18 protein-coding genes and 1 pseudogene are annotated in these 21,105 nt (G+C 71.5%); 7 read left to right on the top strand and 12 right to left on the bottom strand.

Translation table 11 applies throughout. The annotated features are described in order from the left end of the window. The first annotated feature begins 166 nt into the window (after positions 1–166). The 3 genes and pseudogenes from ACFY0O_RS25020 (at position 167) to ACFY0O_RS25010 (ending at position 2,646) form a co-directional block, all read left to right on the top strand. The gene (locus tag ACFY0O_RS25020; RefSeq protein WP_388950192.1) at positions 167–1,861 is read left to right on the top strand and encodes a hypothetical protein; all 1,695 of its coding nucleotides are present in this window, start codon (positions 167–169) and stop codon (positions 1,859–1,861) included. A 177-nt stretch (positions 1,862–2,038) separates the two neighbouring features. Continuing rightward, positions 2,039–2,311 (top strand): annotated as a pseudogene (locus ACFY0O_RS25015) (chloride channel protein); the annotation flags it as partial. A 128-nt stretch (positions 2,312–2,439) separates the two neighbouring features. Next, the gene (locus tag ACFY0O_RS25010) at positions 2,440–2,646 is read left to right on the top strand and encodes a CBS domain-containing protein (protein WP_388950189.1); all 207 of its coding nucleotides are present in this window, start codon (positions 2,440–2,442) and stop codon (positions 2,644–2,646) included. 29 nt (positions 2,647–2,675) lie between these two features. Here ACFY0O_RS25010 and ACFY0O_RS25005 read toward each other — a convergent pair whose 3' ends face one another. From ACFY0O_RS25005 to ACFY0O_RS24975, 7 genes are all read right to left on the bottom strand, one after another. Continuing rightward, positions 2,676–3,518: a tyrosinase family protein gene (locus ACFY0O_RS25005; protein WP_388950187.1), complete on the bottom strand. Its 843-nt coding sequence runs from the start codon at positions 3,516–3,518 to the stop codon at positions 2,676–2,678. Then, positions 3,515–3,913 carry a tyrosinase family oxidase copper chaperone gene (locus ACFY0O_RS25000; RefSeq protein ID WP_388950186.1) on the bottom strand — a complete coding sequence of 133 codons (399 nt, stop codon included), beginning with the start codon at positions 3,911–3,913 and terminating at the stop codon, positions 3,515–3,517. Before ACFY0O_RS25000 ends, ACFY0O_RS25005 begins: the two co-directional genes overlap by 4 nt. Before the next feature lie 268 nt (positions 3,914–4,181). Next, positions 4,182–5,183 (bottom strand): FAD binding domain-containing protein, encoded by a 1,002-nt coding sequence (locus tag ACFY0O_RS24995; protein ID WP_388950183.1) that lies wholly within the window; start codon positions 5,181–5,183, stop codon positions 4,182–4,184. Then, a complete protein-coding gene (locus tag ACFY0O_RS24990) occupies positions 5,180–7,441 on the bottom strand; it encodes a xanthine dehydrogenase family protein molybdopterin-binding subunit (RefSeq protein ID WP_388950181.1) in 2,262 nt (753 codons plus the stop codon). Before ACFY0O_RS24990 ends, ACFY0O_RS24995 begins: the two co-directional genes overlap by 4 nt. Further along, on the bottom strand, positions 7,438–7,992 hold the full coding sequence (locus tag ACFY0O_RS24985; protein ID WP_388950179.1) for a 2Fe-2S iron-sulfur cluster-binding protein: 555 nt from the start codon (positions 7,990–7,992) through the stop codon (positions 7,438–7,440). Before ACFY0O_RS24985 ends, ACFY0O_RS24990 begins: the two co-directional genes overlap by 4 nt. Positions 7,993–8,077: 85 nt before the next feature. After that, positions 8,078–8,200, bottom strand: coding sequence for a hypothetical protein (locus ACFY0O_RS24980; RefSeq protein ID WP_388950176.1), 123 nt, complete (start codon positions 8,198–8,200; stop codon positions 8,078–8,080). A 135-nt stretch (positions 8,201–8,335) separates the two neighbouring features. Continuing rightward, entirely contained in the window at positions 8,336–9,445 is a 1,110-nt protein-coding gene (locus ACFY0O_RS24975) for a hypothetical protein (RefSeq protein ID WP_388950174.1), read from the bottom strand. A gap of 288 nt (positions 9,446–9,733) precedes the next feature. On the opposite strand from ACFY0O_RS24975, the gene ACFY0O_RS24970 reads away from it, so the two are divergent. Further along, a complete protein-coding gene (locus ACFY0O_RS24970; RefSeq protein WP_388950173.1) occupies positions 9,734–10,948 on the top strand; it encodes a hypothetical protein in 1,215 nt (404 codons plus the stop codon). Positions 10,949–11,224: 276 nt separating this feature from the next. Then, positions 11,225–12,517, top strand: a complete 1,293-nt coding sequence (locus ACFY0O_RS24965; RefSeq protein WP_388950172.1) for a serine hydrolase — start codon at positions 11,225–11,227, stop codon at positions 12,515–12,517. Between the two features lie 18 nt (positions 12,518–12,535). On the opposite strand, the gene ACFY0O_RS24960 is transcribed toward ACFY0O_RS24965, so the two are convergent. The 5 genes from ACFY0O_RS24960 to ACFY0O_RS24940 form a co-directional block, all read right to left on the bottom strand. Then, positions 12,536–13,228 carry a potassium-transporting ATPase subunit C gene (locus ACFY0O_RS24960; RefSeq protein ID WP_388950170.1) on the bottom strand — a complete coding sequence of 231 codons (693 nt, stop codon included), beginning with the start codon at positions 13,226–13,228 and terminating at the stop codon, positions 12,536–12,538. 9 nt (positions 13,229–13,237) lie between these two features. Continuing rightward, positions 13,238–15,328, bottom strand: a complete 2,091-nt coding sequence (gene kdpB / locus ACFY0O_RS24955; protein ID WP_388950168.1) for a potassium-transporting ATPase subunit KdpB — start codon at positions 15,326–15,328, stop codon at positions 13,238–13,240. Then, positions 15,325–16,989 (bottom strand): potassium-transporting ATPase subunit KdpA, encoded by a 1,665-nt coding sequence (gene kdpA, locus ACFY0O_RS24950; protein WP_388950166.1) that lies wholly within the window; start codon positions 16,987–16,989, stop codon positions 15,325–15,327. The genes kdpB and kdpA overlap by 4 nt, the downstream gene beginning before the upstream one ends. Positions 16,990–16,995: 6 nt before the next feature. Further along, positions 16,996–17,085 (bottom strand): K(+)-transporting ATPase subunit F, encoded by a 90-nt coding sequence (gene kdpF, locus ACFY0O_RS24945; protein WP_388950165.1) that lies wholly within the window; start codon positions 17,083–17,085, stop codon positions 16,996–16,998. A gap of 279 nt (positions 17,086–17,364) precedes the next feature. Continuing rightward, positions 17,365–18,633, bottom strand: coding sequence for a chloride channel protein (locus ACFY0O_RS24940; protein WP_388950163.1), 1,269 nt, complete (start codon positions 18,631–18,633; stop codon positions 17,365–17,367). 167 nt (positions 18,634–18,800) lie between these two features. Between ACFY0O_RS24940 and ACFY0O_RS24935 the strand changes: the two genes are divergently transcribed. Together ACFY0O_RS24935 and ACFY0O_RS24930 are read left to right on the top strand one after the other, a co-directional pair. Then, positions 18,801–19,268 (top strand): hypothetical protein, encoded by a 468-nt coding sequence (locus ACFY0O_RS24935; protein ID WP_388950160.1) that lies wholly within the window; start codon positions 18,801–18,803, stop codon positions 19,266–19,268. Between the two features lie 142 nt (positions 19,269–19,410). Continuing rightward, positions 19,411–21,102 (top strand): hypothetical protein, encoded by a 1,692-nt coding sequence (locus ACFY0O_RS24930; protein WP_388950158.1) that lies wholly within the window; start codon positions 19,411–19,413, stop codon positions 21,100–21,102. Positions 21,103–21,105 lie beyond the last annotated feature (3 nt).

Here is a 21,105-nt window from a genome sequence, read left to right as displayed (position 1 = left end):
GTCCGGCGCTCGGGGAACGACCCGGTGGATCAACATCCGCCCCATGGGGCAAGCGGACTCCCCAGGGCGCTCCGTAGCGTGGCCAGGTCGGCTGGCGGCAATCCCCTCTTCCCCCTCTCGTTTTCGGATCGCCTGTCGCCGCCGCCCGCCAGAAAGGCCCGAGAGCATGTCGACGATCTACATAGCCACGCACGGTGCACTCGTCCCCAGGACGAAGGTCCGACTGCCGGCCGGAGTCACGATCCACTACTACAGCCGGCCCGGTGAGCTGACCCAGGCGATGACCTTCCTGTACGCCCTCGCAGGGGGCCGGATGAAGCCGGTCCGGAGCGTGACGGGGCCCTGCGAGGTCGATCAGATCATGATGACCCGCATCACCGAGCACGAGCACGTATGGGGAAAGGAACTGGCGGCCATCGGCGGGGTCGAACTCTCCTGCGCCGGCTACGACGGAGCCCCGCAATCCCTGTGCACGAAGCCGGTCGGACCCCTGAACTGGAGCCCCTGTCCCCCCGACGCGCACACGTGTGAGGGGTACCTCGCACGGTACCCGCAGGCCACGGAGATCCACCTGAGCGCCTGCCAGCCCTACGTGAACCTGAGGAACGGGCTGGCCCTGCTGTCCCGCTGGGCCCTCAGGAACCACCCGCAGAACGGCAGGCTCCGGCAGCTCGCCACGACGTACGCTCCGATGCCCCCGTCCACGCCCGCGACCCTGGCGGTGGGAGAGCAGGAGGTGGTGTACCGGGAGGAGGGCCCGGACCCCTTCGAAGTCGACACCGAAGTGGGACGGTTCCAGCGGATGGCGGCCGTGGACCCGCACGCGGCCTGGCAGAGGTTCCTCGCCTATCCCCACGCCACCAAGATCCTCCTCGGGTCCCGAGCGGCATTCCGTTCCACCCTGGAGGAGGTGCAGAAGACGGTCACGCAGCCGCAGGGCCAGGGCTGGCTGCGCCTGGACCGACTCGCCGCAGCGCGGCACATGGACGCCGAGGAGCTCCTGCACGCGGTGCGGATGGCGAGTGCTCCCGTGCTGCTCGCCCCCTCCCCGGCCACATTCGTGTACGCGCACCTCGCACTGGGCCGTCCGGCCGAGGCGGACTGGAAGTATGCCGGCGAGCACGCCCAAGACTCCGGAACCTGGCTGGGAATCTTCCGTGACTGGCTCCGCACCCCCGCGGGCCAGGACGCGTCGGGCATCGAGGCAGCCGTCGCCGTCGACCTGGTCAACTGGTACCGGGTGAACGAGACGCAGGCGTTCTTCGGGACGGCGAAGCACTACGAGGTGTTCAGGTCCCTGCTCGACCTCTCGGACGGCATGCGGGACGCCGGGCACCCGCTCACCAGACTCTTCCCTCAGCACGCCACCGACCTCGAGGCCGCCCTCGCGGCGTACGTGGAGCTGGAGCAGAGCCTCCCGTGCGAGGTCGGCTTCCAGCACGAGCTCGCCCGGGAGGTGCCGGTCCACGCGGGGGCGGATCTCTTCTCCCCCCAAGGGGGGCCGACCCTCTACCGGCTCATGTCCCGGTTGGAAGACCGCCGCGACGAGATCGATGAACAACTCGCCCAGGCGTACGCGCAGCTGGAGGTGCTGCACGCCGGCGGCCACTCGGACGTCGAGCAGGTGACCGGTCTGGACGCCGTCCAGGAGACCGTCGGACATCTCGAACGGGAGCAGTCCTTCCTGGTCGCCGACATCGAAACAGCCGAAGAGGTGGAGACGGCCATCGGACGGATGTCGGAGGCGTACGACACCGCTCTGGAGGTCACGGCCGACGTCTGCAAGAGGACCGAGCAGATCCTCGAGGCCGCGTACGCCCAGTTCCGCAGCGTCACGTTCACCGAGGGGGATCTCGTCTGAGCCCACGGCTTCCCTTGTGCTGTGACGGCGGCGGGAGCGGATGGGGCGCCCCAGGCGACGCGTGTCCCCGCCCGCCGCCACCGGCGTGCGCCGGGTACGGGGCCGTGCTGTTCCGCTGGATGATCGAGGGGGTCACCTTGGTCCTGACGGGACACAAGGACTACTCGGCCGGCCGGGGTGAAGTCCGTGGCCTCGGCGCTGTGCATCGGGGGCGGCGGCAGCGTCGGCCGCGAGGGCCCCATCGTCCAGATCGGCTCGGCCCTCGGCTCCTCGCTGGCCACGTAGGTGCGCGCGGGCGAAGCCCACACCCGGCTGCTGGTCGCCTGCGGCGCGGCGGGCGGCATCTCCGCCACCTTCAACGCCCCGCTGGCCGGCGTGTTCTTCGCGATGGAGCTGATCCTCGGGGACTTCGCCGTGCGCAGCTTCGCCTACGCCGTCCTGCCGCTCATGGCCACCGTCGCCGTCGCGACCGGGGTGAGCCGCCTGCTCAGCCGTGACACCGTCTACACCGCCAAGCTCCGGCGCCGCGGCGTCGTCTGGACCGGCAGGACCCGCTCCGGCGGCCGGTCTCGGAGGTCATGGAGCCGCCCCCCGCGGTCCTCGCCCCCGACACCCCGCTGGCCCGGGCCACGCCCGCGCTCATCGCGTCGGGCACGGACCCGGCGGAACCCGTCTGCAAGGCGGCGCTGCCGGTCCTCGACACCGAGGGGGTCCGGATGGTCGGCTGGCTGTCACAGCGCACGGCCCTGCGGGCCATGGCGGGGGGCGCCGGCACGCCCGCCTGACCGTTCGTCAGGAAGGCGCGGGCCGGCCGCTACCGGCCGGCCGCCTCCGGATCGGTGTCGAAGGCGTAGAACCTGCGGTGGTCGAGCATGTCGGCCGGGGTGACGTCGTTCCAGGGCCGCATCGTGTCGTGCAGGTCGACCACGTTCGCCGTGCCCGCCGTCGGCAGGTAGGGCGAGCCGGGGTGGAGTGCCTGCCACTCCGCCCACAGCTTGTCGATGAAGGCGTGGTGCAGCCAGAAGACCGGGTCGTTCGGGGAGGCCCCGCTGGTCATCTGGCCGCCGACCCACACGTGGACCCGGTTGTGCAGGTTGACCCCGCGCCAGCCCTCCATGTGGTTGCGGAAGCCGTTCGAGGCGCTGTTCCAGGGGGCCGTGTCGTACACCGGCATGGCGAGGACGGAGTCCACCTCGGCCCGCGTCGGCAGTGCGGCCACCTCCGCGCCCAGCGTGCGGCGCAGGTAACCGCGTCCGTCCACCCGGACGTTGATGGGGAACCTGCCGCCCGCGAAGGAGAACGGTCCGTCCGTCACCTGGCCGTCCCGCGCCCGCCCGGTGCCGCCGAGGAAGTCCGGGCCCCACAGGGAGGAGGCCGGAGTACGGTCCGCCGTCCAGTCCCAGTAGGGGAGCGTGACCGACGGCTCCGCCTGCCGCAGGGCCGCTTCGAACTCCAGCAGGAAGCGCCGGTGCCAGGGGAGGAAGGAGGGCGAGCGGTGGGCGACCCGGTCCGTGGTGTCGGTGTCGTTCATCACGAAGTTGTTGTGCGTGGTGACGAGTCGGTCGTAGGTGCCGGTGCGCTTCACTTCCAGCACGGCGCGGACGAAGGCGCGCTTCTCGTCGGCGTTCAAAGCCGCCTGGTTCTTGCGGATGATCACGCCGGGCCTCCCATGGGTGCGAACGGAGCGAGGTCGGCGCCCTGGAGCTCGCGCACGGCGGCGCGGGCCAGGGAGAGCAGATCGGCGCAGGGCGCGTAGTGGGTGATCACGCTGATGTAGGTGCCGTCGGCGTTGCGCATCACATGGAGCTCGCGGCCGTCTATTCGGACGGTGGGCAGGTCCGGCCCCCCGTGGTGCCCGTGGTGGCCGCCTGCGCCGCCCGCGCCGATCTGGATGCGCCGGCCCAGGTAGACCTCGTCGACCTCCTCCGTCACCGGGTTGGTGGTGCTCGTGCGGGGCGCGGCGCCGGCGTGCGCTGCCGTTGTGGTGAGCCCGAGGACGGCGACGGCGCCGGCCGTCGTGCGTAAGGCCTGTCGGCGAGTGAAGGTGTTCATGGCCTGAAGAGGTATCAGGGGGCGGCCACCCCTTCGCAGGCCCCGGCGGCCCTGTTTGAGGCGGACTGCGGACGCCCGCGCCCGCTCCTCCGGACGGGCGGTCCCGGCCGGTGCGGTGGACGTAGTCCGGTCGGAGGAGCGGCCCTCGCGCCGGATCTCCGGGCACTGCGAACGACACCCAGGTGCACTGCGGAGGGGCGGTCATCAGCGTCGTCTCCCTTCGAGGCAGGCCGGCTGCCTCAGGGGCCCGGGGAACGGGGCGCTGCCGTCAGCCCGTTGACCCGCCCGCCGCGCACAGGCCGCGGAGTACGGCGACCAGGGTGTCCCGGGCCAGCGGGATCCGGTACGCGTTCTCCGGGACGGGACGGGCCGCCGCGAGCTCCTCGTGCGCGGCCGACGCGAACCGCTGCGCGGTGGCCGGGCCTCCCCGCAGTACGGCCTCCGCCCGAACGGCGCGCCACGGCGTGGTCCCGAGCCCGCCGAAGGCGATGCGGACGTCCCGGACGGCGTCGCCGTCCAGGTCGAGCACCACCGCGACCGACACCAGGGCGAAGGCGAAGGAGGCACGGTCGCCGACCTTGCGGTAGCGGGAGCGGGCGGCCGTCGGCAGCGGGGGCACCTCCACCGCCGTGAGGAGGTCCCCGTGTTCGAGCACGGTGTCACGCTCCGGGTGGGCCCCGGGCGGCCGGTACAGGCCGGTGAGCGGAATCCGGCGGGGGCGGCCCGTGCGGCCCACGACGCAGGCCACGGCGTCCACGGCGCACAGGGCGACGGCGAGATCGGACGGGTGCACGGCCACGCAGTCGTCCGACGCACCGAGCACGGCGCCGTGCCCGGTGCGGCCGGCGAGGGCCGAGCAGCCCGAACCGGGCTCGCGCTTGTTGCAGGGGGTCTCCGGGTCCTGGAAGTAGGGGCACCGCGTGCGCTGGAGCAGGTTCCCGCCCAGGGTGGCCATGTTGCGCAGCTGCGCCGAGCCGGTGACCAGGAGCGCCTGGGAGACGACCGGCCAGCGGGCGCGCACCTCGGGGTGGGCGGCGAGGTCGGCGTTGCGGACGTTGGCCCCGATCCGCAACCCCCCGCCGAGGAGCGCCTCGACACCGTCCAGGGGCAGTCCGGTCACGTCGACGAGGAGCCGGGGCCGCGCGATCCCCAGCTTGAGGTGGTCGTAGAGGTTCGTGCCGCCGGCCAGGTACACGGCCTCCGGATCGTCCGCGACCAGCGCGACGGCCTCCCGGACGGTGGCGGGGCGCTCGTAGGCGAACGGCTTCACGCCCGGCCGCCCACCGGACCGCCGTCCCCCGCCGGGCCGCCCACCGAACCGCCGTCCCCCGCCGGGCCCCCCGCCCCGCCGCCCGCGTCCCCGTCCTCCTCGGTCCGCGCCTCCACCAGCCGGCGCACGCTGATCGGCAGGCTGCGGATCCGCTGCCCGGTGGCGTGGTGGACGGCGTTGGCGACGGCCGCCGCCGTCCCGACGATCCCGATCTCCCCGACTCCCTTGGCCCCCATGGGACTCGTGTGGAAGTCCTCCTCGTCGATCCACTGGGCCTCGACCTCGGGGACGTCCGCGAACGTCGCCACGCGGTAGCCGGCGAGGTCGCGGGAGTGGAAGTGCCCGTGCACCGGGTCGACGGCCCCCTCCTCGCACAAGGCCATCGACACGCCCATGACCATGCCCCCGACCAGCTGCGACCGCACGGTCACGGGGTTGACGACCCGCCCCACGGCGAAGACGCCGAGCAGGCGCGGCACCCGGACCTCCCGGGTGTCCCGGTCCACGGTCACCAGCGCGAACTGCGCGCCGAACCCGTGCTGGGAGCAGGCGCGCGGTGCCGAGAGCTCCTCCAGCGTGTCGGCCGAGGCCTCGAGGCCGCCGGCCGGCAGGAGGCCGGCCGGCAGGAGGCCGGCCGGCGGGAGCCCTCCGAACCGCGCGGCCTCGGCAAGCAGCGCTTCACAGGCACGCACCACCGCCGTCCCCCACGAGGTCGTACCGCTGGACCGCCCGGCCCAGCTGGCGGCCGGGCAGTCGCTGTCACCCAGCTCCACGGTGACCCGCTCCAGGGCCACCCCGAGAGCGTCGGCCGCGATCTGCGCCAGCACCGTCCGCGCTCCGGTACCGATGTCCGCCGCCGCGATGCGCACGGTGCAGCGGCCCTCCCCGTCCACCCGGACGCCCGCCCGGGAGGGGAACCGGTACTGGGGGATGGTCGAGGCGGCGACGCCCATCCCCACGAGCCGCCGCCCCTCGCCGTGCGCCGCGCGCAACCGGTCTCGCCCTGCCCAGCCGAACCGCTCCGCGCCCAGCCGCAGGCAGGCGGCGAGGCCCCGGGTGCTGAACGGCCGGCCGCTGTGCGGATCGACGGCGGTGTCGTTGCGCAGCCGCAGCTCGACCGGGTCCACGGCGCACGCGACGGCGAGTTCGTCCATCGCCGACTCCAGCGCGAACATCCCCGGGCATTCGCCGGGCGCGCGCATCCAGGTCGGGGACGGAACGTGCAGGCGGACCCGACGGTGCCGGGTCTCCCGATGGGGCGCCGCGTACATCACACGGGTGGGCGCGGCCGCGTACTCGGTGTGGTCGCTCGTCAGGGACGTCTGCTCGAGGGACGCATGGGAGACCGCCAGGAGCCGCCCGTCCGCCCCGGCCCCGAGCCGCACGCGCTGTACGGTCGGCGTCCGGTATCCGGCGATGACACTGAGCTGCTCGCGGGAGAGCACGGCCTTGACCGGCCGGCCGACGACGAGTGCCGCCACAGCGGCGAGCGCGAGCTGCGCCTTCGGCGCGGCCTTCGAGCCGAACGCGCCGCCGACGTGGCGGGCGATGACGCGCACCCGCTCGGGGCTGATGCCGAAGAGGTGCGCGAGGATGTCGCGGGTGCCCGAGGGCCCCTGCGTGGTGTCGTGGACCGTCAGGGCGCCCTCGTGCCAGTACGCGACCGCGGCGTGCGGCTCCAGTGCGTGGTGGTGGTACGGGGGAGTGCGGTAAGTGGCCTCGATCCGTACGGGAGCGTCCCGCAAGGCGGCTTCCACGTCGCCGTGCGAGCAGTCGGTGGGGAAGTGGGGCCCGCGGTCCGCCGGGCGCGTCGGCGCGGTGTCGGCCAGGTCCGGTTCGACGCGGTGCGGATGGACCGCGTAGTCGACGTCCACCGCCCGGGCCGCCTCACGGGCGGCCTGCGGGGTCTCGGCCACGACGGCGGCCACGAACTGGCCCCGGTAGGTGACCGACGGGGACTGGAAGACGGCGAGGTCGTGATCGCCGGTCCGGTGCAGGCGGGGGCAGTTGCCGCCGTGGATCACGGCGAGCACCCCGGGCTGGGCGAGGGCCCGCTCGGAGTGGACGGCGACGACCCGCCCGTGCGTGATCCCGGCCGGAACCACGGCGATGTACGCGAGCCGGGGCAGGGTCGTGTCGTCGGTGAACCGGGCGCCGCCGGTGACCTTCTGGCGGGCCTCCCGCCGGGGAACGGCCGCGCCGACGGCCCCGGGCGGTCGCTGCGCGACCGTGCGGGCCGGGACTTCGGTACGGCTCACGGCGCCACGTCCATGATCGCCGCCATGATGTTCCGGTAGGCGCCGCAGCGGCACAGGTTCCCGCTCATCCGCTCACGGATCTCGTCGGCCGTCAGTACGGGGGCGTCCGCCGGCTCCCCGGTGGCCGCACTGGGCCACCCTCGGGCCACTTCGTCGAGCATGCCGACCGCGGAGCACAGCTGTCCGGGAGTGCAGAAGCCGCACTGGAACGCGTCCCGTTCGACGAACGCCCGCTGCAGCGGATGCGGACCGGACCCGCCCAGCCCCTCCACCGTCACCACGCCCGCCCCGGCACCCGCCACGGCCGTGGCGAGGGTGAGGCAGCCGTAGACGCGCCGGCCGCCGACCAGCACCGTGCAGGAGCCGCAGTGGCCCCGGTCGCATCCCGCCTTGGCCCCGGTCAGAGCGAGGCGGTCACGCAGGACGTCGAGGAGCGACATCCTGGTGTCGACCGTCAGCCGGCGCTCCTCCCCGTTGACGTTCAGCGTGATCTCCGCGAGGACGGGTGGGGAGGGCCGCTCGGGCACCTCTACCGGCCGTGCTCTCTCCATGGGGTGAGACCCCCGTTTCCAGCGGACCGCAGCAATCCAGTCTAGGCCGCCCCGGATCTTGCACGCATCGCGGCGCGTGCGCCCCTCAGCGCCTGCCCCGGGAGAAGAAGCGGAAAGCACGCAGCCCGGCCTCGGTCAGCCAGCGGTGCCGCGACAGGGCGGGGCTCCTCAGGAGGCTCTGCTCTACGAGATTGACGAAACGGTTCACGCGGCCCTCTTCTCATGGAATCCATCTGCCTGCGCTTCCCCACCGTAAAGGGGTAAAGCAATGGCAAAAAGGGTGGAAGGGGCAATCTCCCGGGAAGTCTTCGAGGGCGCAGAACCGGCGGCGACATCACGGCCCTCACAGCGCGCTGCGGCCGACCACGTATCCCTCGTAGTCCTGCCAGGCCCCGCTCCAGGGTCCGATGCCGCGCGAGCCGTTCCCGGGGTCATAGGCGTGGACCATGGCCACGTCTCCCGCGGGGTCGACCTCACACGCGTACGCGACCAGCCAGTGGTGGTCCGTCGCCACCATGACGGTGCATCCTGCCGCGAACGCGGCTTTCAAGTGCTCCGAGGTCACCCGGGGAACGTAGAGATGGGCCACGCCCTCCGGGAACTCGGGTTCCCCGATCATGCGCACGGCCGCGCGCAGAGCGGACTCCCCGTCCGGGGTGCGTCGCATCTCGGCGTGGACCTCGGAGATCGGGGCGTCGGTGTACCCGAGCATCCGCTGCGCCTCGGAGTACGCCGTCCGATAGTCCCCGGCCGCCTCTCCCACGGCCTTGTAGGACATCAGGAAGAGGTGCATCGCGTCATCGGTCGTCAGATCCGTACCCGTGGCCCAGTTGCAGGCCGTCGCCGCGGCGGCCGCGTAACACTGCATCCCCTCCTGGACCCGTCCCTCCGACGGGATGTCCCCCATGCCGACGAGCGCGTGGCCGGCCGGCCGGACGTGCCTCGTCTCGGCTCCGGCACTGTCCACGAGCAGCGACCGGCAGTGGCAGCACCGCACCTCGCCCCCGCCGTAGGCGGCGTAACAGGAGCGGCACACCGTGGCTCCGCCACAGTCGGCGGACGGGCAGCGGAAGACCTCGGCCTCCGGATGCCCCTCGTCACACACGGCGCAGAAGCAGGCGGACCTCGTGGCATCCCCCGGACCGTCCCCGGCCCCGGTCACCAACTCCGGCCCGCCACCGTCCTCTTCCAGAACGACGCCGCACGAGGGGCACAGGACCGCCGCCCCGTAGCGGTCACGGCAGGCCCGGCAGAACACGACGGGATGCAGACGGCGCCGGCAGAAGAAGGTGACCTTGTCCGCGTGCGGCACTCCGCAGTCATGGCACCGGCGGGGGAGGCCGTCCGCGTACGCGGGGGTCGCCCGGTTGCCGGCCCGGTCCTCCAGGACGGAGCCGCACCGTTCGCACGGGAAATCGACGACGCCGGGATAGCAGATCTTGCACAGTGCCACGTCTTCGCACTGTCCCGGGCAGAAGAAGAAGTCTTCAGGGTTGAAGAAGAGGGCCTCGCCCTCATCGAAAGGGTTCTCGCAGACCAGACAGGTGTACAACGCGGATTCTCCAACCCCTTCGACGTGCGCCTCCCGATGGTGCCAGCGCCGCCGAGGACCGGCAGCCGACCATCGGGCAGCGGAAAGGGAGCCGGGGTCTTCCTGACAGCCGGCCCCGACCGACCTGCCGCCCCTTGGGTTATGGACGTCAGATTGCACGGGACCGCATTCCCGGGAAAGGACATCCGCGTGGGCTACATCGTGATCGGACAGGGAGACCTCCAGGTCGACCGGGCGAACGTGGCGGAAGGCATGGAGATCGTCGCGGTGCCGCAGCACGTCACGCTCCGCGCCTACTTCGATGAGGGAAAGGGCCTGCGGTACGGCCCGGGTCTCGACGTCTTCGGCCAGCTCTCCGCGTGCCCCGAGATCTCCGGGGACGTTTCCGTCAATCTGGCCCTCCATGCCCGGGAGGACCTCAAGGGTGCGGAACTCGCCGAGTTCCTGCATCACGTACCAGGCTACGAACTGATCCGGCCGGGTTTCGACGGCTGGCCGAATCCCCTCCTGCTGTGCACCGACCAGAACGACGTGTGCCCGAAGTCGGCGGCGGACCTCGAGGCCGGCAAGTCGCACCAATGCTCTGGTGTGCTCTCTGTTCGCGGGGGCGACGTCATCTGGCTGGCCTGCACCTGGCTGGCGCCGGCGGCGGACGTCGAGGGCCACACCGTGGCCGAGGACTGGGTGCCGGACGAGGCGACGCGCGAGGCGACCGACGCGTACCACCGCAGGGCCGTGGCGGAGGTGGACGGCCATCGGACCTTCGACTGCACCGTCAGCCCCCACGGTTTCGCCTTCGGCCGCCTCCGCGACACGCCGTACGGGGCCTACCTCCGCCGCGACGGCGCCGAGTGCTCCCTGACCCTCGTCAAGGAGCAGGCGAGCGACGGCTCCACCAGCGTGACCTGGGCGTTCGAGGGCTGCCCGGCCGAATACCGGCGGTATGTCAGCCGAGAGCTGGAGCGCTATCCCGCCGACGAATGCAGTGCCATCCAGTACGTCGACCACTCCCCGCCGCCCCCGGAAGGGACCCTCGCGCGAAGGGTGGACATCGTCTCCCCCGACTCGGTATCGGAGGAAGGCCTCGCAGCTTTTCAGGCCATGCTGCGGGTGATCGGCGATCCCAAGATCTACAAGCACGCCCGCATCGCGTTGGAGCACGAGATGGTGGACGATGCCGTCGGCAACACCCCTCGCTGGCAGAAGTACTGCGAGGCGAAGAGACTGGGCGTGAATTCCCGGCAGGCAGTGGAGTCCCTGTTCGGGCATCCGTCCGCGGTCAAGGCCCTCGGAAGACTGAAATCCCGGAACTTGGGTCCGGCGGACCTCGCGGCGCTCTCCCGGAAGCTGAAGGAGCAGGTGCGCGAGGTGGGTCCGTACGGCCACATCGGCGTCTTCGAATGACGCCTCGACCAGGCCGGACTACGCTTGAACACAAGATCCGACAAGGACCGATTGCTTCCATCGGGTGCGGTTGCTCACCCTCGACCACGCCTACCACGTCAAGAGCGTCGGCCGCACCGACTACGCGCCCTCAATCTCGCTCGCCGCCCTCCACCACGCCCGCTGACCTGGGCCTGAGCCGACCACACGCGGTGGGCATCCCTTCCGCCGCGCGGGTGCATACGGTCCCCTTTAGTCTGAAAAGGACGTATCGCCCCAGTCGGGGAGGAGGCCGACGTGAGCCGTGCCGAGAAGCGACAGCGCCTGGGCCGCAAGGCCTGCGTGGGGATCGCCACAGCGAGCATCCTCGCGCTGCCCGCCACCAGTGCGGTGGCCCGCGCCCCGCAGCCCGTCCCACCGCCCAGCACCTCCGCGGCGCCCTCGCCCTCGACCTCGGGCAGCTTCCCCGCCCTGGACGCCTCGATGGACGCCAAGCTGGACAAAGCCGTCCAGGAGGTGCTGAAGAAGACCGGCGTACCGGGCGCCATCGTCGGAATATCCGCACCCGGCAAGGGCGAGTACACCCGGGCGTTCGGAGTCGCCGACACGGCCACGCGGCAACCGATGAAGACGGACTTCTACTCGCGCATCGGCAGCGTGACCAAGACGTTCACGGTGACGGCGGTGCTCCAGCTCGCCCAGCAGGGAAAGCTCAGGCTCGACGACCCCATCGGCAAGTACATCCCGAACGTCCCCGACGGCGACAAGGTGACCCTCAGGGAACTCGCCGGCATGCGCAGCGGGCTGCTCAGCTACACCGCCACGGAGGCCTTCTACAAGGCGCTCACCACCAACCCCAAGCGCCACTACAGCCCCGATGAACTGCTCCGCTACGCCTTCAAGGCACCCCAGCCAGTGATCTTCGCACCGAACGCGGAGTTCAACTACTCCAACACCAACCTGATCCTGCTCGGCCAAGTGGTGGAGAAGCTTTCCGGAGATTCCCTCCCGAAGTTCATCAGCGACCACATCCTGCGACCCGCAGGAATGAGCCGCACCAGCTTCCCCGACGACCCCCGCTTCCCCAACCCGCACGCCCAGGGCTACACCCGGCAGACGGCATCCGGGAAGACCCAGAACGCCACCGACTGGAACCCCTCCTGGGGCTGGGCCGCCGGCGCGATGATCTCCGACCTCCAGGACATGCGCATCTGGGCCAAGACACTCGCCACCGGCGTCTTCCCCGACGGCACCCGCATGGTCAGCCCCGAGCTCCAGAAGCAGCGGCTCCAGACCCCGGCGAGCGCCATGGCCGGTGTGGGCTACGGACTGGGCATCTTCAACGCGGAGGGCTGGATCGGCCACAACGGCTCGCTGCCGGGCTACCAGACCCTCACCCTGTACCTGCCCGAGGAGCAGGCGACCCTGGTCGTCCTGCTCAACGCGGACTTCGCGTACGGGCCGCATGAGGAGGAGCCGAGCACGATCTTCGGGCAGGCCATCACCAAAGTCCTGACCCCCGGACACGTCTACAACCTGCCGGCCGGGGCGCAGAAGGAGGTGTCGCCCCCGCCCACGCCGGCGTCCTGACCCCCCGCGCCGGCCCCCTCAGCCCTGCCGGGCGCGGGCCCCGGCCAGCGCCTTGAGCGCCACGTTCAGTTCGAGGACGTCGACCCTCGGCTCCCCGAGGAAGCCGAGGGTCCGGCCCTGGGTGTGGTCCTGGACGAGCTTCTCGACCTGCTGGACCGTCAGGCCGTTCATCTCCGCGACGCGATGGACCTGGAGTGCGGCATAGGCGGGGGAGATGTCCGGATCGAGGCCGGAGCCGGAGGAGGTCACGGCGTCGGCCGGGACGTCGGACGGATCGACCTTGTAGTCCTTCGAGGAATTCTCCGCCACGACCGCCGCCTTGGCGTCCTCGACCGTTTTCACGAGCTCGGGGCTGTCGGCGGCCTTGTTGGTGGCTCCGGAGACGCGGAGCGCGTACCGCGTGTTGACGCTGTTGTCTCCGAGGCCGTTGGACGGGCGGGGCTGGAACCACCTCAGGTCCGGCCGCGGGGCCTCCTCCGGGTCGCCGGGGCCCTTCCCGGGCAGGTCGTACCGCTGTCCGATGAGGGAGGAGCCGACGACACGGCCGTCCTTGTCGCGGATCTCGGAGCCGTTGGCCTGGTGGGGGAAGACCGCCTGGGAGATCCCGGTGACGGCGAGCGGATAGAGCAGGCCGCACACGGCTGTCAGCGCGAGCAGGGCACGGAGTCCCGCGCCGAGCAGGCGCGCGGTGTTGCCGACGGGCTTGTTCATGGTGGTGTCTCAGCCGATTCCGGGGATGAGGGTGAGGAGCAGGTCGATGAGTTTGATGCCGATGAAGGGGGCGATGAGGCCGCCGAGCCCGTAGAGGGCGAGGTTGCGGCGGAGCATCTTGTCGGCGCTGGTGGGCTTGTACCGGACGCCCTTGAGGGCGAGGGGGACGAGGGCGACGATGATCAGGGCGTTGAAGATGACGGCGGAGAGGATCGCGGACTCGGGGGAGTGCAGGCCCATGATGTTGAGCTTGTCGAGGCCCGGGTAGACCACGGCGAACATGGCCGGGATGATCGCGAAGTACTTGGCGACGTCGTTGGCGATGGAGAACGTGGTGAGGGCGCCCCGGGTGATGAGGAGCTGCTTGCCGATCTCGACGATCTCGATGAGTTTGGTCGGGTCGGAGTCGAGGTCGACCATGTTGCCGGCCTCCTTGGCGGCCGAGGTGCCCGTGTTCATCGCCACGCCGACGTCCGCCTGGGCCAGGGCGGGGGCGTCGTTGGTGCCGTCGCCGGTCATCGCGACGAGCTTGCCGCCGGCCTGCTCGCGCTTGATGAGGGCCATCTTGTCCTCGGGCGTGGCCTCCGCGAGGAAGTCGTCCACGCCGGCCTCCTCGGCGATGGCCTTCGCGGTGAGCGGGTTGTCTCCGGTGATCATGACGGTCTTGATGCCCATGCGGCGCAGCTCGTCGAACCGCTCGCGCATGCCCTCCTTGACCACGTCCTTGAGGTGGACGACGCCCAGCACGCGGGCGCCGTCGGCGTCTTCGACGGCGACGAGCAGCGGCGTACCCCCGGCCTGGGAGATGGCGTCGGCGAGGGTGGCGGCCTCGTCGGTGACCTGCCCGCCCTGGGCGGTGACCCAGGCGATGACCGAGCCGGCGGCGCCCTTGCGGATCTTGCGGCCGTCGACGTCCACACCCGACATGCGGGTCTGGGCGGTGAACTCGATCCACGTGGCGTGGGCCAGTTCGCCCTGGTGGCGTTCGCGCAGCCCGTACTTCTCCTTGGCCAGGACGACGATGGAACGACCCTCGGGGGTCTGGTCGGCGAGGGAGGACAGCTGGGCGGCGTCGGCCAGTTCGGCCTGACGCGTGCCCTTGACGGCCACGAACTCGGCGGCCTGGCGGTTGCCGAGGGTGATGGTGCCGGTCTTGTCGAGCAGCAGGGTGGACACGTCGCCGGCGGCCTCGACGGCGCGGCCCGACATGGCCAGGACGTTGCGCTGGACGAGGCGGTCCATGCCGGCGATGCCGATGGCGGAGAGCAGGGCGCCGATGGTGGTGGGGATGAGGCAGACCAGCAGGGCGGTCAGCACGATCATCGACTGCTTGGCCCCGGCGTAGACGGCGAAGGGCTGCAGGGTGACCACGGCCAGCAGGAAGACGATGGTCAGGGACGCCAGGAGGATGTTGAGGGCGATCTCGTTGGGTGTCTTCTGCCGGGCCGCGCCCTCGACCAGGCTGATCATGCGGTCGATGAAGGTCTCACCGGGCTTGGTGGTGATCTTGACGACGATCCGGTCGGACAGGACCTTGGTGCCACCGGTCACCGCGCTGCGGTCACCGCCGGATTCGCGGATGACGGGGGCGGATTCGCCGGTGATGGCGGATTCGTCGACGGAGGCGACGCCTTCGATGACGTCTCCGTCGCCGGGGATGACGTCGCCGGCCTCGCAGACCACCAGGTCGCCGATCTTCAGCTCGGTGCCCGGGACCTGTTCCTCCGCCCTGCCGCCCGTGGTGAGGCGGCGGGCGACGGTGTCGGTCTTGGCTTTGCGGAGGGTGTCGGCCTGGGCTTTGCCGCGGCCCTCGGCGACGGCCTCGGCGAGGTTGGCGAAGATCGTGGTCAGCCACAGCCAGGCGGTGATGGCCCAGCCGAACCAGTTCGTCGGGTTCATGACGGCCAGCACGGTCGTCAGGACCGAGCCCACCAGGACGACGAACATGACCGGGGACTTGACCATCACCCGGGGGTCGAGCTTGCGCACCGCGTCCGGGACGGACTTCAGCAGCTGCTCGGGTGCGAACAGCCCGCCGCCCACCCGGCGGCCGGCCGACTGGTCGGGGCAGGGAGTGCGGGAGGGGGTGACGGTGCTCATGAGGCGAGCCCTTCGGCGAGCGGACCCAGCGCGAGGGCCGGGAAGTAGGTGAGACCGGCGACGATGACGATCGTGCCGACGAGCAGGCCCGCGAACAGGGGCTTGTCCGTGCGCAGGGTGCCCGCGGTGGCCGGAACCGGCCGCTGCTCGGCGAGCGAGCCGGCCAGCGCGAGGACGAACACCATGGGCAGGAAGCGGCCGAGCAGCATGGCGATGCCCGTGGTGGTGTTGAACCACTGCGTGTCGGCGTTCAGACCGGCGAAGGCCGAGCCGTTGTTGTTGCCGGCGGACGTGTAGGCGTAGAGGATCTCGGAGAATCCGTGGGCGCCCGCGTTGGCCATCGACTGGGCGGGGGTGGGCAGGGCCATCGCCGCGGCCGCGAAGCCCAGGACGAGTGCGGGGGTGATGAGGAGGTAGCAGGCCGCGAGTTTGATCTCGCGGGTGCCGATCTTCTTGCCCAGGTACTCGGGGGTGCGGCCGACCATCAGGCCGGCGAGGAACACCGCGATGACCGCCATCACCAGCATGCCGTAGAGGCCGGAGCCGACGCCGCCGGGGGCGATCTCGCCGAGCTGCATGCCCAGCAGCTGGATGCCGCCGCCGAGTCCGGTGAAGGAGGAGTGGAAGGAGTTGACCGCGCCCGTCGACGTCAGGGTCGTCGCGACCGAGAACATCGCGGAACCGGCGATCCCGAACCGGGTCTCCTTGCCCTCCATCGCCCCGCCGGCCGCCTGGAGGGCCGGGCCGTGGTGGGCGGACTCGGTCCACATCATCAGCGCGGTGAACCCGAGCCAGATCACCGCCATCGTCGCGAGGACCGCGTACCCCTGCCGGACCGAGCCGACCATCCTGCCGAACGTACGGGTGAGGGCGAAGGGTATGAGGAGGATCAGGAAGATCTCGAACAGGTTGGAGAACGGGGTCGGGTTCTCGAACGGGTGGGCGGAGTTGGCGTTGAAGTAGCCGCCGCCGTTCGTCCCGAGCTCCTTGATGACCTCCTGCGAGGCCACCGCGCCCCCGTTCCACTGCTGCGAACCGCCCAGGAACTGGCCGACCTCGTGGATCCCGGCGAAGTTCTGGATCACCCCGCACGCGACGAGGACCAGGGCGCCGACGACGGACATCGGCAGCAGGATGCGGAACACGCCGCGCACCAGGTCCGACCAGAAGTTGCCCAGCCCACCGCTTCGGGACCGGGCGAACCCGCGTATGAGGGCGACGGCCACGGCCATGCCGACCGCCGCCGACACGAAGTTCTGCACCGCGAGGCCGCCCGTCTGCACGACGTGGCCCATGGCCTGCTCGCCCGCGTAGGACTGCCAGTTGGTGTTCGCCACGAACGAGGCGGCGGTGTTGAACGCCTGGTCCGGGTCGATCGACCGGAACCCGAGCGAGCCGGGCAGCACGCCCTGGAGCCGCTGGAGCAGGTACAGGAACAGGACGCCGATCACGGAGAAGGCGAGGACGGCGCGCAGGTAGGCGGTCCAGCGCATGTCGGCGTCCGGATCGGCGCCGATCGCCTTGTAGATCCACTTCTCCGGGCGGTAGTGCTTCCCCGAGGAATAGACACCGGCCATGTATTCGCCGAGGGGCCGGTACGCCAGGGCCAGTGCCGCCACCAGCGCGAGCAGTTGCAGCATCCCGGCAAGAACGGGACTCATCGGGGCTCAGAACCTCTCGGGGTACAGGAAGGCCAGCACGAGGTAGCCCAGCAGCGAGAAGGCGACCAGCAGCCCGACCACGTTCTCGACGGTCACAGCTTGGTCACCCCCTTGGCGACGAGGGCTACCAGCGCGAAAACGGCGAGGGCGGCGGCGACGAAAGCCAGATCGGCCATCGTGAGCTCCTGGATGACGTGACGAAGACGAAGATCGGCTGCACGGCCCCCTGGGACAGGCCCCACAGAGGCCGCCGCCCCGGCCGCGGAATGCGACCGCCCCGCAAGCGTTCCACGCGCCGTTCCCCGTGTCCGCCGACCGATCAGGGGGCGCGTCCAATGAGCCGCACGCCTCCGATCGGGGGAGCCGGACCGGCACCTACCGGGCCCGCTCCGCCTGCCCGGCCGGCGCCTTCGGCCCACGCAGCAGCGCGGCCGTGGCGGTCGCGCCCGCGACGGTGAACAGCAGCGGGAGGACCACCGCGTGCGGAGCTCCCGTGAACTCCAGGGCGAGGGCGACCGCCGTCACCGGCATCCGCTGGGCCACCGCCAGGAACGCCCCCGCCGCGACCACCGCGTAGGCCCCCAGCCCGCTGCCCGGCCACAGCAGCTCCCAGAGCCGGCCGGTGACGATGCCCAGCAGCGCACCGCTGGCGAACGAGGGCGTCAGGAGCCCTCCGTACGCTCCCGCGCGCACGCACAGGGCGACCACCACCGTACGCAGCAACAGGAGGACGGCGGCCAGCGCGAGGGAGGGCTGGGTGTCGAAGGCGACCTCCGCCGGCCCCTTGCCGTTGCCGAGGAGCTGCGGGAAGGGCAGGGCCAGCAGCCCCACGGACAGGAACGCGGCCGGCGCCGTCACCAACAGGGCGTTGCCGCGCTCCGCCCGCCGGCCCGCCGCCGACATCAGCCGGGAGAACCCGTACGCGCACACCCCCACCACCGGCCCCACGAGCAGCGACCACAGGAGCAGGGAGCCGCTGAACGGCAGCTCCGGGAGCCGGTAGGCCGTCTCGTCCGGTACCACGACCCGGGCGACGAGCGTGGCCACGGCGGCCGTGAGCACCGCCGGCACCACCGAGCGCAGGGCCCAGGTGCCCAGGAGCACCTCCAGCGTGAACAGCGCACCGCCGAACGGTACGTCGTAGACCGCCGCGAGTCCGCCCCCGGCGGCGCAGGCCACGAGGGTGCGGCTCTGCGCGGGGGTGATCCCGGTCCAGCGGGTGACGCCGGTGGCGAGGAGGGCGGCGAGCTCCCTCGGCGCGCCCTCGCGGCCCAGCGGCGAGCCCATGCCGATCGTGACCGTCTGGAGCGCCGCGTGCAGGGCCGTGCTCGCACCGGACAACCGCGGCCGAGTCATCCGCAGGGCCCGCCGTACCCCCACCAGGGGCCGTCCGTAACGGTGCAGCAGCCACCAGCCCACGCCGGCCACCACTCCGGCACACCCCATCACCAGCAGCCTGCGCAGCGGCGGGGCGGCCTCCACGCCCTCGAGGAACGACCCCTCGGAGTACCCGAACGCGGTGTGCTGGACGACGCGCAGCAGCAGGGCGAGCAGGGCCCCGGCCACACCCGCGGCCAGGCCGACGGCCGGGACCGCGACGACGAAGCGCAGCCGCCGCCGGACGTGGCGGTGATCGACGGGCATGGGGGGAACAGTAGGCGGAGCACCCCGCCCGGACGGGACGACGCTCGGGGCAGTCTGCCCCACACGGGGGAATGGCCGGGCAGTGCGGGGAGTGTCGAGCCGCACTGCTGATACGTCTCGTTACATTGCGTGGCGTCCGCTCGTTCGCCTGCGATGGAGACGATGAAATGGCTGGTACGTCCCGTAAGAAGCGTTCCTCCACCACGAAGACCGTCGGGGCGGCGGCCGCTGTGATGCTGGCGGGAGCCCTGGCCGTGTCGGCGCTGACGTCCGCGTCGGCCGCCGGTGCAGATCCCGAGGACGGCGGCACCCCTTGGCTGGTGGGTACCTGGACTGGTGAACGCCACGTCATCAACAGTGCGACGGGATTCTTCGAGGGACCGGTGTCCCTGGAGATCAAGGAGCAGCGTGGGCGCACCTTCCAGGGCGAAACGCGATACACCGCCGCCAACGGAACCGCCGTCCGCAAGACCGTGGTCGGCGGCTTCACCCCCGAGCGCACGGTGATGTCCGGCGCGAACGACGAGGGTGTGTACACCTTCAAGCTGATCCGCCGCAACGTCCTCGACTACTGCTACGCCGAGCACGGCGGCGCCGCCGTCACCTCCTGCGGCCGGCTGGAGCGGCAGAAATGATGACATCGCACGCATAGGTGCGGTCTCCACCGGTCGGCGAATCGGTAATCCACTGATATGTCCCCTGATCGCACGAGGTGCCCTAGGGGCCACGGCGGGAGTCTGGTGCGAAAGTCGGCCGGATACCGAGGATGAAACGACGATGACGGACGTTGTCTGGGTGGGGTTCGGAGACCTCGGCTGCCCACGGGTCCCGCAGGACGGCATGGAGTACGTCGCGATACCGACCGGGACCAAGATCGCGGTCTTCACGCCCGAGTGCGTTCCCTACGGGGAGGGCTGGAACCACTGGGACGAGTGGAGCGCGATGGGGGACTGCGCCGACGTCCTGAGCGACACGGAACCCGCCCCCAACATCCTGGAGCTCCACGGCGGGGAGGCCTTCGGCCACCCGGACTTCCACCGCGCCTTCGACGGAGCCCTGGTGGCCGCGCCGGGCCACGGAGGCCTGCCCGATCCGCTCCCCCTGTGCTCCGGCACCCCGCAGGACTGCCCGACCACCCCGCAGGACGTCCGGCGCGGCAGGGCGCACGCCTGCGACGGCATCCTGGGCCACCTCACCCGCAGCGGATTCACCGGCACCGCCTACCTGGTGCTCACCACCCGCGTACGGCACACCGGCCCGGACGAGGAAGAGCCGCCGCAGACCAGGGAGGAGGCCGCGGCGTGCATCCGCGCCGACGCCGACATCCAGGCGGCGACAGCCCTGGAGAACGGCAACATGCTCGCCGAGTTCCGCCGGGAGCCGTCCCTGCGCTACGTGCTCGGCGGGGGGATGTTCCTGATCGACCGGCAGCGCGACCTCCGCAACCACGACCCGGACTTCGCCGGCTGGGCCCGCGAGGACCCCGGCCGCGTCACGGGAGAGCTCCTGATCGACCGGGACGCCCGCGGGACGATCAGGCTCATCCGCGTCCACGGAGTCCGCGACCCGCGAGACCAGGACTTCGTCCGCGCGGCGCTCCGCAGGCTCGCCCCGTGCGAGGTGACGTTCGAGGAACCGGGACCACGGCGCGACCCCACCCCCGCCGGGGAACCCGCATCCGCGCACGCCCACGAGGTCAACCGCGCCCTCCTCGCCCACTCCGGCACCGGTACCTCCGGTACGGCGGACAAGCTCCACTACATGCTCGGCAACGAGTTGCTCCTCCTCTCACCGCAACGCGGCCCCGACAACCACCGCAAGCCGAACCGGCGTTACGTGGGCGCCGGGCGCCCCGTCACCGGCACCCTCCTCGTCACCGACCGGCGGATCACGGTCGTTCCCGACACGGCGGCAGCGCCCGCCGAGAGGACCCGCATCGCGGAGCAGATCCGTGATCCGCACCACCGCGAGGTGGTCTTCGCGACCGGCGGCCCGCGGCGGCCCGTGGCCGACGACTCGGCCTACGTCGAGAACGCCCACCGGGCGACCAGGAGCCGGGACGCCCCGCCCTTCCTCGTCACCGAACCGGAGATCTCGCCCCGGCACCTGGACGAGGAGCACGCCCACTACGCCAACGTGGCCGCCCTGAAGGGCGCGTTCCCGGCCTCTCATCTGGCGGACCTCAGGGAACGGAACGAGCTGCACTACCGGATCGGCGGCGGCCTGCTCCTCATCTCCCCGGACGAGGACTTCGCGAACCACAAGCCGAGGAACCGGCACTACGTGCGCTCGCACGGCACGGAAGGCGCCAGCACCGGAGCCCTCTTCCTCTACCGCGCCGCCCCCGGGGCCGCTTCCGGCCGCCGTATCGACGCCGTTCCCGACGCGGAGCTCTCCGACACGGGCAAGCACTTCCTGCGCGCGGCCATCGACAGGCTCTTCGCCGCCGAGGTCACCTTCTACAGCTGAACC

Source organism: Streptomyces sp. NPDC001594 (genome assembly GCF_042893675.1).
Lineage (GTDB): Bacteria > Actinomycetota > Actinomycetes > Streptomycetales > Streptomycetaceae > Streptomyces.
The sequence above is the reverse complement of the archived record's forward strand: the minus strand, read 5'-3'. Positions and strand labels throughout refer to the sequence as shown.